Origin of the sequence: Chitinophaga pendula (assembly GCF_020386615.1) — a bacterium.
Lineage (GTDB): Bacteria > Bacteroidota > Bacteroidia > Chitinophagales > Chitinophagaceae > Chitinophaga > Chitinophaga pendula.
In genome coordinates this window covers 6,161,138-6,177,072 of sequence record NZ_CP077769.1, presented here as the reverse complement: position 1 = coordinate 6,177,072, position 15,935 = coordinate 6,161,138, and the positions used below count along the sequence as shown (strand labels likewise).

Genomic DNA, 15,935 nt, shown 5'->3' with positions numbered 1-15,935 from the left:
AATAGCGCTTACCGGCACGGAAAGGTGACTACAGCAATAGCAGTTGAAGGTGAGTGATAAGTTGTGGTTTAAGTGCGATAACAGACAGTAGTATCGGAGTGGGAGGATCTATGATCCATTCCGTGGTGCTACCGGCAGGGTACAAAGGTAAGGGGGGAAATGCGGATAGCAAGGGAGAATCCTGCCTGTTGGGGTAAAAAAAGTTGCCGGGGTTCATATGATTGTTTGAATTAATTAATTACTTTAGCTTATAAACTAACACCCCTAAATTATTGCAGCACGCTACCGTACATATCAGTGAGCAGGTTCTGATAGACCAGCTTATTGCGGGAGACCCCTCAGCCAGAGAAACCCTGTATGACAAATATGCTGCAGCGCTATACGGAATTGTGCTGCAGATCGTTCCCTCGAGAGATAAGGCAGATGATGTACTTGTGAAAGTATTCAATTATATCTTCCTGCATATTACTGCCTTCAGGGCATCCGGTCACTATACGCTTTTTGCGTGGATGATGCGGATTACCCGGAAGATAGCAGTGGAAGAGGCGCCACCGATGGCTGCCGTTGGTAATGAGATTGCTTTGCGGGATAACAGTTTAATGCAGCGTTTCGCGGTTTCTTTGCCGGAGGAAATGTACCAGGCGTTTCGTCTTTGTTATTATAAAGGCTTGCAGCCGGAAGCTGTGGCACGTATGTTGGGGAGTACACCGGAGGAGGTTAGTTTTGCTTTAAAACAATCCATGGTTGCATTTAGAAAATTCCTGAAAGATAATTGGAGCTAAAACAATACATAGAGAGCGGCATTATCGAGTTTTATGCGTTAGGGCTGGCCTCTGAGGAGGAGCAAGCGGAGTTAATGCGTATGCGGCAATTGTACCCGGAACTGGGTACGGAGATAGCGGCTGTAGAAGCCCGTTTGCAACAGATGGCTTTTGACGAGGCAGTGCCTCCGCCTGAGCGATTGCGGGAACGAGCTTTAGCAGGAGCCAACTGGCAGGATGCGAAAACGGGCAAACGCGGTAATGCGCGATCCAATTATACCTTTATTAATATCCAACCTAAGAAGGGGGATTATATATCAGTTCACAAGTGGTGGAAATACCTGTTCATTATAGTATTTGTTTTATCGAAAGTATTTTTAGTAGCAGCGATATACTTTTACCTGAAGTATAAGCAGCTAGAGGAAGAGCGGGATGCAGCACAACCGGTAAGAACGGAGGCTGTTCAGGCGCATCCATAAGATTGTTATTAAGATCGAAAGAAGGTTTTATAAGGCTGATTATCTTGCCTGTTACAGTATTATTGAGACAGATAGTAGCCAATACACCTATTATTGAAGAGCCATTGGTTGACCTGCGCCATCTAGTATTCCGGTCTTTATGCCTTCGGAACCATTTATGAAGGGTTGATAACACTGATCAGCCTTTTATCATTGTCGCTGAGTGAAATTACTTACTCATTCAGAAGCTCAGTATCCATATATTATTTTAAAAACGAATTTATTATATTTGTAATCCTGTCTGCAAGTGTACATGTAATAAATAACATTGATAATTTGGACCTCACTCAATATATAGAAAGTGGCATTATAGAAAGCTGCGTATTAGGTCTGGCGAGCCCGGAAGAGCGGGATATGCTGGCACGGATGCGTATACTTTATCCTGAGGTGGATGAGGAGGCAGAAGCGGTAGAGCAGAGATTGGAACGAGTGGCTGTTGACGAGATGGTACCGCCGCCTGTGCATGTGTGGACAAGGATTGCCAGGCGTGTGCATTGGCATATGCCACCTCCTCCTGCGGAGGAGGAGCCTCCCCAGCGACCTGTAGATGACCGTGCCTATACAATCAACGTGATGCCAAGGGTAATGACTATCAGTATCTGGTGGCGTTGTGCTTTTGTAGGGTTGTGTATGCTGGTGATGGCCTTATTAGCGACTACCTATTATTTTTATACTAAATATCATCAGTTGGAGGAGAAGGTCCTGCAACTTTCTCTACCTGCTGTGAAGGCATCTGCTCAGCCGTAGCTGGCTATTTTATTATTGCTATAACCCGCTATGGGTCTGTTTTTTGTCTACCCTGCCTTATAACTGAATGCTTTTGGTATGTTTCTTGCTTTTGCTGAAATTAGCAATAAAATCACCTTCGAAATGAAAAAACTATTCACCGTATTACTGCTGGCTGCTTCTTTATTTGCAATTTCCTGTTCCAGTCCTTCAGGAGCTACAGGCCAGACTACCTCAAAAAAATCTGTGATCGGTAGCTGGATTATGACCGATATCTCTTTTGAGGGCATCCCGGAGAGGGCAAAAGTAACTGTGTTTGATCAGGCTTCTTATGAGTGCTTTAAAGGGAGCCAATGGGTATTGCCATCTAATGGTAAAGGGTCTTATACTTTATCTTCTACCGCAGAAGGATGTTCGCCAGCTTCGCAGCAGATCATGTGGTCGCTGTACAAAGCGGGAGGCACGGACCAGTTCCAGTTCAAAAAACTGTATGATGGCGTTAAACCTAAGAACGTAGCCGAAGGGTATCGTGTATCGGTAAATAACAACGGTAATACAATGAGCTGGCGTGCGACCGTAAATTTCGAGGATAAAAACGCTTACATTATTTACACGTTACAGCGCAGATAATACAGTCGAAGATATAACTACGTATATACGGGGCCGTTTCTTACAGAGGAGCGGCCCTTTTATATTGTTGCGTGTGGCTGATCACGTTAAAGGAGGCTGGGTATCAGATAGATATCGATGGCCTGTGCACATATTATGGCACAGGGGCCATCCTGTCCGGGAATAGCTGATAAAGCATAATTACGCCTTATATGGTCCCATTCAAAATACCTATATTAGTACTGCAAATAAATTGCGGAGCTTTATACCGGCTGTAGGGACCGGAACAAAACATACCATGGAAAACACGCCAACTACTACAGTACAGTTGCTGGCCTTCGCCAGTTTTAAAGTAACTACTCCTGAAGGCCGGGTAATATTAGTAGACCCCTGGATTACCGGCAACAAATTATTACCTGAAGGGCTGAGTTGGCCTGAACAGGTAGATCTCATACTGATCACGCATGGTCATGGTGATCACCTGGATACCCGGCTGGTAGAGGTAGTACAGGAAAAATCCATCAAGGTGGTGGCTAATCCTTTAGTACGTTGGTACTTACGGGAGCAGGGTTTGCCTGACAGTATACTGGAGGGTATGAACGTGGGAGGTACTATTTTCCCATTGGAAGAGGTGGCCGTAACGATGACGAATGCATTTCACGTATCTCACGTGAACCAGCCGGATGGTAAGGTTGGGTATACGCATGCGACGGTGGGATTTATACTCCGGCTCAGTGACGGATATACGATCTATTTTGCGGCAGACACTTCGGTGTTTGGTGACATGCGGTTGATAGGGGAGATCTACCGACCGGATCTGGCGGTGTTGCCGATCGGGGACCGGTTCACAATGGGGCCGCTGGAGGCATCTCATGCTATCCGTTTGTTGCAGGTGAAACATGTGATACCTTGTCATTATGGTAATTTTGGCGGTCTGACAGGGACGCCGGCTGCTTTGCAGGCGTTGATCGCAGACATGCCGGATGTGCAGCTGCATGTGCTGGAAGCGGGGGAGAGCTGGACACCGGCGAAGAGGCTGGTAGGTGCTTCCCATTAAGATATAGACGCTTTAGGACTTAATTGTTAAATGTTTGATCCTTCCTGTTGAAACATCTCGGTTGATGGTGTATCCCTGTAATCTGCCTTTGCTGGTAATGTTCCTGCAGCAGAACGAGGCTGCCTTTCGTATGCTTGACGTACATGCTCCTGAGGATTGGCCCCGGGAGGATCTGGTGGAAGCATTACCTTATTTTATTTCACAGCTGCAGCAGCAGCCGGACGCCTATCCCTGGTTCTGCTGGGTGATCGTAGACAAAGATATTCGTACGATAGCCGGGGATATTGGATTTAAGGGAGTGCCTAACAAGGCGGGAGCGGTGGAGATCGGATATAGCATACTGCCTGCTTATCGTAATAAAGGATATGCGACAGAGGCGGTGGAAGGTATGTTGTCCTGGGCTTTTATGCATCAATCAGTACGCCGGGTGCTGGCGGAGTGTGATGTAACGAATATAGCCTCTGTAAATGTATTACAGAAGGCAGGTATGCATTTAATCGCTAATAATGGGGAGATGCTTTACTGGCAGAAAATGAAATAACATTATTGTTCTGCCGCGTGCTGGCGGGCGAATCGCATGAAGAGCTGGGCCAGTTTGTCTTGTTGTCCCTGTAGATAGATAAAATGATATTTTCTTACCAACCGGAAGTTTCTGACCGGCAATATCATAAACTCGCCGCTGTCCAATTCCCGCTGGACGGCATGCAAAGAAAGGAATGCGGCACAGGGGGCGTGCCGGAGGTAGGATTTGATACTTTCAGTGTTGCCCATGTACATAGCGATATTCAGATCGGTCAACTTAAGTTTGAGTCTTTTCAGTTCATCTATAATCACTTCCAAAGTACCGGAGCCTTGTTCGCGCATAAGCAAAGGGATATTTTTCAGATCTGCCGGGCTTAATGCTTCTTCATAGTCGTATTTATACTTCACATTTCCTATCAGTGCTATTTCATCTTTGGCAAACTCCACGTATTTGATGACCGGATTTTTAGACCTGCCTTCAATAATACCCAGCTGAATGGTTTTTTCTACCAGCGCTTGTTCTACTTGTTCGGTGTTGCCACTGATGAGGGAGGTCCGGATCTCGGGATATCGCTGGTTGAACCTGGCGAGAAGGGACGGTATGAAATATTGGGCGATTGTACTACTGGCGCCTATGGGTAAATGGCCTCCCTGTGCATTTTTTAATTGATTGATATCATATTCCAGATTACGGTAGCTGGTAAAGATCTGTCCGGCATGGTGCATCAGCACTTGTCCGGCTTGTGTGATCTTAATCTTGTTGCCGATCCTTTCAAACAGTGCCATTCCCAGTTGTTGTTCCAGCTCGTGTATATGTTTGGTAACGGCTGGTTGGGAGATGAATAGCTCTTCTGCTGCTTTGGTGAAGCTGAGGCGCCTGGCCACTGTATAAAACACTTTTAACCTGAAATCAAACATGTTGTAAATGTAAAAAAATTAGTGAAGCGCAGGTGAGTAGGAATGAGGGGAGGCAGGAGGGAAGGAATTTCAGTACAATTCTCATAGTGAAACCGTAGATATACGCTTGTACTAAAGGTCCTATTGGGAGTACCTTTGTGTCGTCCAATAAATATGGTTAACCCCAATCTATACCATATTTAGCGCAGGTGAGCCGTTCCCAAGCAAGCAGGGACGGCGGACCTTGCCGGCCTTTCATCATTAAAACCGTTAATGCCCATTAGCGACCGTAACGATTAAAAAGTGTACTATGGCAATTAAAGTTTTTGAGATCAAAGATTACCGGTCATCCCTCTCTTACAAAGAGGTTATTATTTGGGATGGAGCCCCAGTGACCATCAAAGGATCTATTGTTTGTTACGGAGAGGCAGGTTACCGTTTTATAGCCTATTTCCTGCCTTCAGGTGTTCAGAAGCCGTCGGCTGCTTACCTGCAAAGGGAGCGGCTGGGAGTGGTCTTTCTGCCTATCGACGAGATGGTGGAGTTAACAGACCTACTCGAACACGGCGGTTGTGTTTATGCTTACATGGATAGCGAGATGCCCCAACTCAACTATCTGTGTACCATGGAAGAGTGCAAAATGTAGCCCCGAACCCCACCCCCCAAAGCGTCCTTGTTGTACAGAAAAACATTACTGTGATCGATAATGCAAAAACGGTTAAGTTATCACTATCCTGGTGTAACTTAACCGTTCTTTCTTATGGATATTACCGTTGGTTATACGGTTTGTGCCTTTAGCGCCACAGGTTCTTTGTCGACCCACATACCATTCTCTTTGATCAGATTGATAAGTTCCTGTACGGCTACATCGCTGTTGAGGCCTCTTTTTACGACTTCTTTTCCTTTGTAGAGGGTGATTTTCCCTACGCCACTGCCTACATAACCGAAATCCGCGTCTGCCATTTCTCCGGGACCATTTACGATACAGCCCATGATAGCGATCTTCACTCCTTTCAGGTGATGCGTGACGGCCCTGATACGGGCGGTCGTCTCCTGGAGGTCGAAAAGGGTACGGCCGCAGGAGGGGCAGGAGATGTATTCCGTTTTGGAGATACGGGTACGGGTGGCTTGCAGGATGCCGAATGCAACTTGGTTAAGGCTGGCAATATCGTTGACGGTGCGTTCCAGGTCGTAGTTGATGGCGAGGCAGATGCCGTCGCCGAAACCATCCAGCAGAAGTGCGCCGGCTTCCGTAGCATATTGTATGAGTCGCTCATCGGCGACGGGCAGGCGGGCATCGCAGAGGATGATACAAGGATTTTCCACCTTTTCGTCTACCAGGGTGATAAAGAAACGACGGATAGCCGCCATTGCATGTGCATTTTCTGTGCAGGCACAGAGCACCACGGTGTGGTCTTTTTTAACCTTTTGAAGGAACCCATCCGGCAGCGGGGTGCCTGCCATTATGCTCACCATATTGAGCATAGTGGATCGCTGTCCCTCTTGCATATACTCTTCGACGGAAAGGAAGGGGAAATATTTCTCTTTGTCGGCCGCCTGTAGCCATTGCTGGTACCAGGTGATCACTTTGAGTGTGCCTGGCAGCGCGAATGGTAATATTTCTTCTGTGAAGATGTAGTCCGCTGCCTGATCGCCGATGTTCCATTTATCAGTATCTGCATCGTAGTGATATCCGATACCTTCCAGGTGGGCGGGTTGTATATCTTTTATCTTTCCGTAGTCTGCCAGTACGACGGGGACCTGTTTGTGGCCGATGTTATCTACGGCGAAGGATTCCCGGCGGGTATAGTTGAACGGAGAGTAAGGTATGTGTTCTACCAGCGTGATGGGGGCGTGATCGCGTCCATTAGCATAGCGTTTGACGATGTCCTTACAGACCGGCAATTCGAATTCCGGATCTTCGGTGAGGGATACACGGATGGTATCCCCAATGCCATCTTCGAGGAGGGTGCCTATACCGATAGCAGATTTGATGCGGCCATCTTCTCCATCGCCGGCTTCTGTTACCCCGAGGTGCAGGGGGTAGCAATGTCCCAGTTCTTCCTGCATGGTATGCACAAGCAGGCGATAGGCTTGCACCATTACCTGGGGATTGCTGGCTTTCATGCTCAGTACAATATTGCGGTAGTTGAAACTTTCAGCGATCCGGAGGAATTCCATGGCACTTTCGACCATGCCCATGGGGGTATCGCCATAGCGGCTCATGATGCGATCGCTCAGGGAGCCGTGGTTAGTACCGATACGCATGGCGGTGCCATATTCCTTGCAGATATCTACCAGGGGGGAGAATTTTTCGCGAATGCGGTCTATTTCTTCCTGGTATTCGGCGTCGGTATATTCGAGGGTTTCAAATTTCTTTTTGTCGACGTAATTGCCCGGGTTGATCCTTACTTTCTCAACGATGCGGGCAGCTATTTCAGCTGCATTAGGCGTAAAGTGGATATCTGCTACGAGAGGGGTTGTGTATCCTCTTTTGTGTAGTTCGTTGCGGATATGTAGCAGGTTTTCCGCTTCTTTTTTGCTGGGGGCGGTGATCCTGACGAGTTCAGCGCCGGCTTCGATACAACGGATGGCCTGAGCGACGGTCCCGGCGGTATCCATGGTATCTGTAGTGGTCATGGTTTGAATGCGGATGGGGTGTTTGCTGCCAATGAGCAGGTCTCCCACTTTGACTTCCAATGTTTCCAATCTTTTATAGGCGGTCAGTGCATTACAATATAGCTGCATAATCATTCTTTCTTTTCCGGTCCGGTATTCCCTTGGTGGGAAGGCCATGAATATAGCAAAGGTATGGAAAAGCCTATTCGCTTAAAAGGGGATTAAATTTACATAAGCGGATAGGGTATTGGGATGTATTGGATTAATTTTACAGGGTTATGTCCCTAGATAAAGGCATTGATATTCCATACCAGCAGTTGCCTTTTAGTAGCACCGGGCAATTCCATATTTTTCCGCTCAGCAGTTTTATAAGCGATCTGGCGCGGTTGCCGCACCGTCATCATCATTATCAACTGATATGGTTTACACAGGCTTCGGGGCAACATGTAGTGGATTTCGTTTCTTATGAGTTGAAAGACAACCTGTTATTCTTACTGGAGCCGGGTCAGGTACATCAGTTGCTGGATAGTACGAGGGAAGGGCATAGTATTGTATTTTCCGAGAAGTTCTATTTTTCCAATAAGCAGGAGCGGGAGACACTTTTTGATTTTTCCCATTTATTTGATAGTAGTAATGGCTATATGCCGATCCCTTTAGGGAAGGATGCGGTAGCTGCTTTAGAGAAGCTAGCGGAGTTGATGTACCTGGAGCGAAACAACCGTTATTGCAACCGGGGGATCATCAAACATTACCTGAATGCCTTTCTTTTGCTGGCGGAGCGGGAGAAAAAGCAGGCGGTGGGTAATATTGAGCCTGGTACCGGCGACGAGCGGGTATGGCAGTTGCGACGATTGGTAGACCAGCACTTCCGTACGGAGCACCAGGCGGCGTTTTATGCAGATGCTTTTGCATTAACTCCCAAACGATTAAATGAGATTACCCGGGAGCGTACCGGGCGTACGGTCACGGAGCTGGTACATACCCGGTTGGTACTGGAGGCGAAACGTAACCTGGCATTCAGCCATAAGAGTATTAAAGAAATCAGTTATGAACTTGGGTTTGAGGACCCAGCATACTTCAGTCGTTTTTTCAAGCACCATGCCGGTAACTCTCCCCAGGATTTTCGGGACCGGATGTTAAAATAGTCCAAGATTGTCGCCAGTTTGTCCTACACCTAAACCGGTTTAGCAACTAATTTTGCATCGTTCTTCACCCACAAGTTATTTAACTGGCTGATTGTACTAATTGATGAATAGACACTGCCGGGCTACCTATAAATCGATAGCGTGCTGCCAGCTGAAGGTAATAGAATGATAATAGAATTTTAAGGAACAACCATGCTTATGAGGTACTGGCGAACGGCCGCGGTGTAATCTGCATAATGTTTTCAGCAAGAGGGGATTGGGGTACAACGCCAGGCATTTACCGATATTTTGCGCCAAAGCCGCTGCCGCCGGTATTATCATAAAAAGGTTTCATCCATCAAACATATTTGACCGGGATACTGCAAGGATTTATTCGTTTTTTAGGAACAAAACCACGATAAAAAGGTAATAGAGTGATGTCAAATGCCCCTAGCAAGCAGATATTCCGGTCTTAACTTTAGAACGATAGAATGGTTAAAGACTCAAACACGAGCCGGTTTTTTAGCCGGCTTTTTTGTGCAAGTAACTATTGTAATCGCATTGGATAATGTTGTTTAAAGCGTCCGCGGGTGATGTTGCGTAATTTGCCTGATAGCAGGTTGCGTCGTAATGATGGCAACAAGTCCAGGTAAAGCCGGCCATTAATATGGTCATACTCATGCTGGATGATCCGGGCGGTATGTCCTGTAAATATATCTTCCTGCCAGTTGAAGCTGGTGTCCTGGTACCGAATCGTGATCCTCGCTGACCGCGGTACTTTTTCCCAGATGCCCGGTATACTGAGGCAGCCTTCGTCTTCCCAGTTCTCTTCTACTCCATATTGTGTGATAACTGCGTTCAGGAATGCCTGCCGGATGGTAAGTCCGTTTTGCTGCTGCGAGCTGTCGACGATAAAAAGCTGCCATGGCACATTGACCTGAGGGGCTGCGAGACCAGCACCACCAGCGTTATCAAGCGTATGCCACATATTGACTAACAACTGTTCGAGGCCGGGATGGCCGGGAGATATCGCCTCACAATGAGTGCGCAGTATGGGAGCTCCATATGCTATGATAGGAAGGATCATGTTATTGTTATTTCTTGTCACAAAGGAAAGGGGGGCAGGCACAATGGGCTGGTAAGTTTTGGACATCCGTTTCAATCATCAGCCCTAAACCATTCTGCTATTGTAATTTTGTGATATGCCGGTAGATATGCTTGTACATATACTTTGTGGTAACACATCAGGCGGGTGTGCCAAAGAGGCCGTTCCTGCGACAGCTTTATGTGGTATTGTAGAGCGTTATTATTGGTACGAACATCAGCAGGAGGGAACGGTGTGGGCTACCCTGGACGGACAGCCGGTGTTGCTGTTTTTATTAGACGCTCCTTATCAAATACAATTTACCGGCAAGTACCAGGTATGTATGCACGATGCATTTTGTTGTAGTCAGGGATTACGTCAGACTTATATTACCGGTTTGAGTCCGGGTATGCGGATATTGGCTGTAAAGTTCAGTTGTACGGGATTGTCCATGCTCATGCCGGGAGGCAATAATATGGGAGGTTTATCACCATTGGCCCCTATATATGATCTGTGGGGAACGGCGGGACGGGCACTGACAGTAGCTTTAAGAGAAAGTAGTACCGTGATGTCGCAGAGAGCGCTATTGGATCAGTTCCTGGTGGAACAGCTTTCTTTACCCGCTGTCGATAATCATATGCTGCACCTGGTGGTATCGCGTATCCGATCAAAACGTGGGCTGTTGTCGGTACAACACCTTTGTAGTGAGCTGAGATTAAATTATAAATGGCTGGAGCGCAATTTTCGGCGCCATCTGGGTACTACACCGAAGAGGTACATTGATACGATCCGCTTTTTGCATGCTTACCTGAAAATACAGGAGGGGGGAGATGATCTGGTACAAATAGCTTATGAGAGTGGTTATTACGATCATCATCATTTTGTAAAAGTATGCCGGCAGCATACGGGATATGCTCCTTCCAGGTTGTTATCCCTTGCATGAAAAAGCATTACCAGTCCTTTTCTACCTGTACTGGCTGGGCTTTTGCTTTTTTCAGCTTATCCTGCAGTTTCTTCTCTTCCTGAGAAAGTGCCTGCAGTAATCTTTCTGCCTCCTGTTTATTTAGTTTGCTAGGTTGTGGCTGTGGTTTTTCATTCTCTTTGTCGTCGCCGTCTTTTTTATCCTGTTGGTTCTGGTCTTTTTTATCCTGGTCTTTTTTGTCTTTATCCTGCTGATCTTTATCCTTATTCTGATCTTTTTTGTCTTTATTCTTGTCTTTGTCCTTATTGTCTTTCTTATCTTTTTTATCATCGCCTCCGCCGCCTTGCTGTTGTTTTTTCAGCATGGCCTGTGCATAAGCGAGGTTATAGCGGGCCTCTTCGTCTTTAGGATCGATTTTGAGGGCCTTTTTGTAGGATTTGATACTTTCTTCCCAGTTTTTGGCTTCCATGTAGGTATTGCCGATGTTATAATTGGCGTCGCCTTTTACATCGTTTTTACTTGCCAGCTTAACGGAGTTGGCATATTGGGTGCGCGCATCGTCGAAACGCTTTTGTTCATAGAGTGAGTTGCCCAGGTTATAATGTCCCGTTACGGATTGCCGGTTTTTTTCCAGTGCTTTTTTATAGTTGGCTTCTGCATCGGTGTATTGTTGTTTTTTGTACAATTCGTTGCCTTTGCGGATATATTTATTACCTGCGGTCTGTGCGTTGGTGGTCATGATATATGCCAGGAACAGACAGCTTGTGATAATGATGCGATATGTGAATTTCCTTCTATTCATTACTTCTCTATAGCGGTGATAGTATCTGTGTTTCTGCGGCGGCGTACTTCGGGAAGGAAGAACTCCAGGATGACGAGCAGGAGGCTGATACCCAGGAAATATTGAAAATAACTATTGTAGTCTGTGAATACGTTTTCACCGAATTCTTTTTGTTCCATGCCATCTATTTTGTTGACGATGGTGGTAACTGCTTCTTCGGTATTGTCGAGGTGTTCGTAGATGCCTTTGCCGGCAGAAGCGATTGATTTGAGGGCTTCTTCGTTGAGCTTAGTAATTACGACGTTGCCGTCGCGGTCTTTTTTATATTCTCCGGTTTCTGCATCCGGAATGGGGGAACCGGTAGGGGCGCCTATTCCGATCGTATTGATAACCACTCCATTTTCAAAGGCTGCTTTGGCACGTTGTATGGCATGTTCGTCATGATCTTCTCCATCGGAGATGATGATGAGAGATTTGTGTTTACGCTCTTTTTTATTGAAGGCTTCGTCGCTTACTTGTATGGCTTCACCGATAGCGGTGCCCTGTGTGGGGATCATATCGGGTGTAACAGTATTGAGGTACATGCGCGCGGCGGAGTAATCTACCGTGAGTGGCATCTGAAGGTAAGCATTCCCGGCGAATACCACGATGCCTACCCGATCATTGTCGAGTTTGTCGAGGAGTTTGCTGATGAACTGTTTGGACCGGGTTAGTCTGTCGGGTTTGATGTCGTTTGCCAGCATGCTTTTACTTACGTCGAGGGCGATAATGACATCGACACCTTTGCGAGTAATCTTTTCCATGCGGCTTCCTTTCTGCAGATTAGCCAGGCCGATCACTCCGAAAAAGAAGGCCACAAACAGGAGGAGAAACTTCAGCGTGAAAAGCTTACGGGAGTAGCCCATAAAGAGCTGTTCAACGAGGGAAGGATCGCCCAGTTTGCGTACGGACCGGCGTTTCCACCAGCTGACGGCAAGAAAGGCCCCTTGCAGGACCAGGAGGAGGGTGAGTACCCATAAATATTCACTATGCTGAAAACGTAACATATTTTCTTTTCAAGTACTTATGCCTGGCGATTCGCCGGGCAGCTTCAAATATAATTTTTTTGGTACGCTTTACCCAATGGCGGTGCACTCTTTTAGGAGTTTTTTAACGGTAAGTTGTTGTGTAGGTACTGTTTGTTGATGGTGAGAAGCCGAAATATAAGCGGGCTTAACTTATAAGGATAGTATGATGAGGCTGTTGCGGGGAACGGGTTGATACTGGGCTGTTAACGCGGAGAGCCGCTATACGCGACTCTCCGGAAAAATTTTAGCTGTAGGGATTACATGTTGCCTTCCAGATATCCTTCCTCTTTAAGGATGCTGTAGAGGATGTCCCTACGGGCTGCTTTCATATCAAACTTCATATTATCTGATTCGAGATTGAGTACGAAGAACGACGGATGTCCATTTTCTTCTATCCAGCCTACAATCCATCCGATCATTTTTTTCTCGCCGATAAAGCCCCATCCTGTTTTATAATGAAGCTCATATTTGGGTGTTTTTTCCATAAGCATGACATCCCGGACCATTTTCATGGTAGTTTTATGGAAGGGTAGTTTATCGAAATAGAGCTGTTTGACTAGGCCGAGTTCTTCATCGGGAGATATCTGGAGGGTATTATCCACCCAGAAGGTATCTATTTTGGATATTTTTCTGTTGCCATATTTTACGGAGTCCAGCCATTGTTGCATGGTTGGTTTTCCAATGCGCCGGGCTACTTCCTGGAAATAGGTGAAAGAGGAGAGCTGGAATGCCTGTTTCATACTGAGATCATGGTTCCAGTCTTCATTCCAGCGTTTGATGCCATCCCATTTGATGACCATGCTGGTATCTTTGATGACGCCGGTTTCAATGCCAACGAGGGAGTTGAAGATCTTGAAGGTGGAGGCCGGTAGGAATCTTTCTTTGGCGCGGTCGATATTATATACTTTGAACGTGCCCTGGCTGTTGTTGTAGAGCATGAAGGTACCTTCTACCTTATATTTGGTAAAGTGTTTTTCCCATTCTTTCCCCTCTTTTACGTTATTAGGGGCGCAGGCGACCGCGAAGAGGGTGATTGTCAATAATATCCAGCCAAATTGTTTCATCTTATCCTAGAAGATTTTTTAAAGAATGCTGCAAAAGTACGGAAGACCGGCCTTGTATAAAAATGCAAGCGGACATCTGCCGGTAAGGGAGATGTCCGCCTGGTTATAAAACGGGTGTTATGGGCACTATTTACTTAATAACGCCTAGCTCTTTGCCTACTTTGGTGAAAGCTGCTATGGCTTTATCCAGGTGTTCCTGTTCGTGAGCTGCGCTGAGCTGTACGCGGATACGGGCTTGTCCTTTTGGTACAACCGGGAAGAAGAAGCCGATCACGTAGATGCCCTCCTGGAGGAGTTTGTCGGCAAACTGCTGACTGAGTACGGCGTCATAGAGCATTACCGGTACGATGGGATGATCGCCAGGTTTGATGTCGAAGCCTGCTTCAGTCATTTTGGAACGGAAGTATTTTGTGTTGTATTCCAGTTTGTCGCGGAGGGTGGTCGTTTGGCTGAGCATGTCGAGTACGGCGATCGAGGCGCCGACTATGCTGGGGGCTACGGAGTTGGAGAACAGGTAGGGGCGGCTGCGCTGGCGGAGCATATCGATGATCTCTTTACGTCCACTGGTGAAGCCGCCGGATGCGCCACCCAGTGCTTTACCCAGTGTGCCGGTGATGATATCTACGCGTCCCATGACATTGCGGTATTCGTGAGTACCACGTCCTGTTTTGCCTAGGAATCCGGAGGAGTGGCTTTCGTCGATCATAACAATCGCGTCATATTTGTCGGCCAGGTCGCAGATCTTATCCAGCTGGGCGATGGTGCCGTCCATGCTGAAGGAACCGTCGGTAACGATGATGCGGCTGCGGGCGCCCTGGGATTCTTTCAGTTTAACTTCCAGGTCATCCATATTATTATGCTCATAGCGATAGCGCTGCGCTTTACAAAGGCGAACGCCATCGATGATAGAGGCATGGTTGAGGGCATCAGAGATGATGGCATCCTGTTCGCTAAAAAGGGGTTCGAACACGCCACCATTAGCATCGAATGCTGCTACATAGAGGATGGTGTCTTCTGTTCCCAGGAAGCTGGCCAGTTTTTCTTCCAGCTCGCGGTGAATATCCTGGGTACCGCAGATAAAGCGAACGCTGCTCATACCATAGCCATGGGTATCTATTGCTTTTTTAGCAGCGGCTATTACATCGGGGTGAGAAGATAAGCCGAGGTAGTTGTTGGCGCAGAAGTTAATCACTGTTTTTCCGCCCACTTGTATTTCCGCTCCTTGTTCGGAGGTGATGATCCTTTCGTTTTTGTAAAGGCCGGCGGTTTGGATCTCGTCCAGCTCCTGCCGCAGACGGGCAATAAATTTCTCATTCATAAGAAAGCAGATTTAGTAAAATCGAGAGCAACAAAGTTATGGGAATAAATGTATTACGAATCGCATATATGGGGAAGGAGGAGTGTGAAGGAGGTAAAAAGTTTGACCGGCATGTAACATTTAACAGCTGGTTTGCGTCATAGTACTATCATAATGGGGCCTGGCTTGCCATCGGAATGGGCCTGCAAACGTATAGGATATGTAGCATATTGATAGTCAGGCACTAGGGGGTGGGAAGGGATAAAGGGTCTCTCAACGAACCAACTGTTACATTGGGCTGTAAAGTTTGAGGCGGCCATTTTCGGTAGCGGGAAGGCATGATTTAAAAGTATTTATCGGAACTTAGCACTAAAATCCCGCGGCACCGGATGACGGAAAAGGAGTTTAACAAATGCGTGGATCTGTACGCCGATAATCTCTTCCGGTTCATAGTAAAAAACCTGGAGCATACAGAAGATGCGAGAGACGTAGTACAGAATGCGTTTGAAATATTGTGGAAGCACTGTGCAGATGTGCCTTTTGAGAAAGGCAAGTCATATCTGTTTACAGTAGCCTACCACAATATGATAGACCATGTCCGTAAAGTAAAGCGGGTAACGCTGGTAGAGCAGTTTAAAGAAGAGGCCAAGATATCGGAACAACGGGTAAATAATGCTAAAGAGGTGATAGAGAAGGCGTTAAGTAAATTGACGGAAGTGCAGCGTTCTTTGGTTATTTTAAAGGACTACGAAGGGTATAGTTATGAAGAGATAGGTGCGATCATGGAGTTAAACCCTTCACAGGTGAAAGTATACCTGCATCGGGCTAGGCAGCACCTACGGAATTACCTGGTAAAAATGGAAAATGTTATTTGATGGTCATTCAAT

The 15,935-nt window shown here is 46.7% G+C and carries 17 protein-coding genes; 10 read left to right on the top strand and 7 right to left on the bottom strand.

The window, feature by feature from the left end; translation table 11 throughout:
• Positions 1 to 272: 272 nt before the first annotated feature.
• The 6 genes from KTO58_RS23045 (at position 273) to KTO58_RS23020 (ending at position 4,212) form a co-directional block, all read left to right on the top strand.
• Positions 273 to 782, top strand: coding sequence for an RNA polymerase sigma factor (locus tag KTO58_RS23045; protein ID WP_095837139.1), 510 nt, complete (start codon positions 273 to 275; stop codon positions 780 to 782).
• Positions 773 to 1,240, top strand: a complete 468-nt coding sequence (locus KTO58_RS23040) for a hypothetical protein (RefSeq protein WP_095837140.1) — start codon at positions 773 to 775, stop codon at positions 1,238 to 1,240. Before KTO58_RS23045 ends, KTO58_RS23040 begins: the two co-directional genes overlap by 10 nt.
• 315 nt (positions 1,241 to 1,555) lie before the next feature.
• On the top strand, positions 1,556 to 2,026 hold the full coding sequence (locus KTO58_RS23035) for a hypothetical protein (protein ID WP_157752775.1): 471 nt from the start codon (positions 1,556 to 1,558) through the stop codon (positions 2,024 to 2,026).
• Positions 2,027 to 2,149: 123 nt separating this feature from the next.
• The gene (locus tag KTO58_RS23030; protein ID WP_157752776.1) at positions 2,150 to 2,635 is read left to right on the top strand and encodes a lipocalin family protein; all 486 of its coding nucleotides are present in this window, start codon (positions 2,150 to 2,152) and stop codon (positions 2,633 to 2,635) included.
• 277 nt (positions 2,636 to 2,912) lie between these two features.
• A complete protein-coding gene (locus tag KTO58_RS23025; protein ID WP_095837143.1) occupies positions 2,913 to 3,671 on the top strand; it encodes a metal-dependent hydrolase in 759 nt (252 codons plus the stop codon).
• A 34-nt stretch (positions 3,672 to 3,705) separates the two neighbouring features.
• Positions 3,706 to 4,212 carry a GNAT family N-acetyltransferase gene (locus KTO58_RS23020; protein ID WP_157752777.1) on the top strand — a complete coding sequence of 169 codons (507 nt, stop codon included), beginning with the start codon at positions 3,706 to 3,708 and terminating at the stop codon, positions 4,210 to 4,212.
• 2 nt (positions 4,213 to 4,214) lie between these two features.
• Here KTO58_RS23020 and KTO58_RS23015 read toward each other — a convergent pair whose 3' ends face one another.
• On the bottom strand, positions 4,215 to 5,111 hold the full coding sequence (locus KTO58_RS23015) for a LysR substrate-binding domain-containing protein (RefSeq protein WP_095837145.1): 897 nt from the start codon (positions 5,109 to 5,111) through the stop codon (positions 4,215 to 4,217).
• 289 nt (positions 5,112 to 5,400) lie between these two features.
• Here KTO58_RS23015 and KTO58_RS23010 point away from each other — a divergent pair, with 289 nt between their 5' ends.
• Positions 5,401 to 5,736, top strand: coding sequence for a hypothetical protein (locus KTO58_RS23010; RefSeq protein ID WP_095837146.1), 336 nt, complete (start codon positions 5,401 to 5,403; stop codon positions 5,734 to 5,736).
• 131 nt (positions 5,737 to 5,867) lie between these two features.
• Here the strand turns inward: KTO58_RS23010 and ispG are convergent, their stop codons facing one another.
• Positions 5,868 to 7,838, bottom strand: coding sequence for a (E)-4-hydroxy-3-methylbut-2-enyl-diphosphate synthase (gene ispG, locus KTO58_RS23005; protein WP_095841434.1), 1,971 nt, complete (start codon positions 7,836 to 7,838; stop codon positions 5,868 to 5,870).
• 149 nt (positions 7,839 to 7,987) lie between these two features.
• On the opposite strand from ispG, the gene KTO58_RS23000 reads away from it, so the two are divergent.
• Positions 7,988 to 8,854, top strand: coding sequence for a helix-turn-helix domain-containing protein (locus KTO58_RS23000; RefSeq protein WP_095837147.1), 867 nt, complete (start codon positions 7,988 to 7,990; stop codon positions 8,852 to 8,854).
• Between the two features lie 526 nt (positions 8,855 to 9,380).
• Here the strand turns inward: KTO58_RS23000 and def are convergent.
• Entirely contained in the window at positions 9,381 to 9,920 is a 540-nt protein-coding gene (def, locus tag KTO58_RS22995; protein WP_095837149.1) for a peptide deformylase, read from the bottom strand.
• A 127-nt stretch (positions 9,921 to 10,047) separates the two neighbouring features.
• Between def and KTO58_RS22990 the strand changes: the two genes are divergently transcribed.
• Positions 10,048 to 10,860 carry a helix-turn-helix domain-containing protein gene (locus KTO58_RS22990; protein WP_157752778.1) on the top strand — a complete coding sequence of 271 codons (813 nt, stop codon included), beginning with the start codon at positions 10,048 to 10,050 and terminating at the stop codon, positions 10,858 to 10,860.
• A 7-nt stretch (positions 10,861 to 10,867) separates the two neighbouring features.
• Here the strand turns inward: KTO58_RS22990 and KTO58_RS22985 are convergent, their stop codons facing one another.
• The 4 genes from KTO58_RS22985 to kbl all read right to left on the bottom strand — a co-directional run bounded on the left by KTO58_RS22985 (position 10,868) and on the right by kbl (position 15,069).
• Positions 10,868 to 11,641: a tetratricopeptide repeat protein gene (locus tag KTO58_RS22985; RefSeq protein ID WP_095837151.1), complete on the bottom strand. Its 774-nt coding sequence runs from the start codon at positions 11,639 to 11,641 to the stop codon at positions 10,868 to 10,870.
• The gene (locus KTO58_RS22980; RefSeq protein ID WP_095837152.1) at positions 11,641 to 12,666 is read right to left on the bottom strand and encodes a VWA domain-containing protein; all 1,026 of its coding nucleotides are present in this window, start codon (positions 12,664 to 12,666) and stop codon (positions 11,641 to 11,643) included. Before KTO58_RS22980 ends, KTO58_RS22985 begins: the two co-directional genes overlap by 1 nt.
• 278 nt (positions 12,667 to 12,944) lie before the next feature.
• Positions 12,945 to 13,751, bottom strand: coding sequence for a class D beta-lactamase (gene blaOXA / locus KTO58_RS22975; RefSeq protein ID WP_095837153.1), 807 nt, complete (start codon positions 13,749 to 13,751; stop codon positions 12,945 to 12,947).
• A 130-nt stretch (positions 13,752 to 13,881) separates the two neighbouring features.
• Positions 13,882 to 15,069 (bottom strand): glycine C-acetyltransferase, encoded by a 1,188-nt coding sequence (gene kbl, locus KTO58_RS22970; RefSeq protein WP_095837154.1) that lies wholly within the window; start codon positions 15,067 to 15,069, stop codon positions 13,882 to 13,884.
• Between the two features lie 368 nt (positions 15,070 to 15,437).
• Between kbl and KTO58_RS22965 the strand changes: the two genes are divergently transcribed.
• Positions 15,438 to 15,923 (top strand): RNA polymerase sigma factor, encoded by a 486-nt coding sequence (locus KTO58_RS22965; RefSeq protein WP_095837155.1) that lies wholly within the window; start codon positions 15,438 to 15,440, stop codon positions 15,921 to 15,923.
• Positions 15,924 to 15,935 lie beyond the last annotated feature (12 nt).

Excerpts from the sequence above, each read along its gene's own strand:
- KTO58_RS23030 (WP_157752776.1), top strand. The coding sequence starts at position 2,150 with ATGAAAAAACTATTCACCGTATTACTGCTGGCTGCTTCTTTATTTGCA.
- KTO58_RS23025 (WP_095837143.1), top strand. The coding sequence starts at position 2,913 with ATGGAAAACACGCCAACTACTACAGTACAGTTGCTGGCCTTCGCCAGT.
- KTO58_RS23015 (WP_095837145.1), bottom strand. The coding sequence starts at position 5,111 with ATGTTTGATTTCAGGTTAAAAGTGTTTTATACAGTGGCCAGGCGCCTC.
- KTO58_RS23010 (WP_095837146.1), top strand. The coding sequence starts at position 5,401 with ATGGCAATTAAAGTTTTTGAGATCAAAGATTACCGGTCATCCCTCTCT.
- ispG (WP_095841434.1), bottom strand. The coding sequence starts at position 7,838 with ATGCAGCTATATTGTAATGCACTGACCGCCTATAAAAGATTGGAAACA.
- KTO58_RS23000 (WP_095837147.1), top strand. The coding sequence starts at position 7,988 with ATGTCCCTAGATAAAGGCATTGATATTCCATACCAGCAGTTGCCTTTT.
- def (WP_095837149.1), bottom strand. The coding sequence starts at position 9,920 with ATGATCCTTCCTATCATAGCATATGGAGCTCCCATACTGCGCACTCAT.
- KTO58_RS22990 (WP_157752778.1), top strand. The coding sequence starts at position 10,048 with ATGCTTGTACATATACTTTGTGGTAACACATCAGGCGGGTGTGCCAAA.
- KTO58_RS22985 (WP_095837151.1), bottom strand. The coding sequence starts at position 11,641 with ATGAATAGAAGGAAATTCACATATCGCATCATTATCACAAGCTGTCTG.
- KTO58_RS22980 (WP_095837152.1), bottom strand. The coding sequence starts at position 12,666 with ATGTTACGTTTTCAGCATAGTGAATATTTATGGGTACTCACCCTCCTC.
- blaOXA (WP_095837153.1), bottom strand. The coding sequence starts at position 13,751 with ATGAAACAATTTGGCTGGATATTATTGACAATCACCCTCTTCGCGGTC.
- kbl (WP_095837154.1), bottom strand. The coding sequence starts at position 15,069 with ATGAATGAGAAATTTATTGCCCGTCTGCGGCAGGAGCTGGACGAGATC.
- KTO58_RS22965 (WP_095837155.1), top strand. The coding sequence starts at position 15,438 with ATGACGGAAAAGGAGTTTAACAAATGCGTGGATCTGTACGCCGATAAT.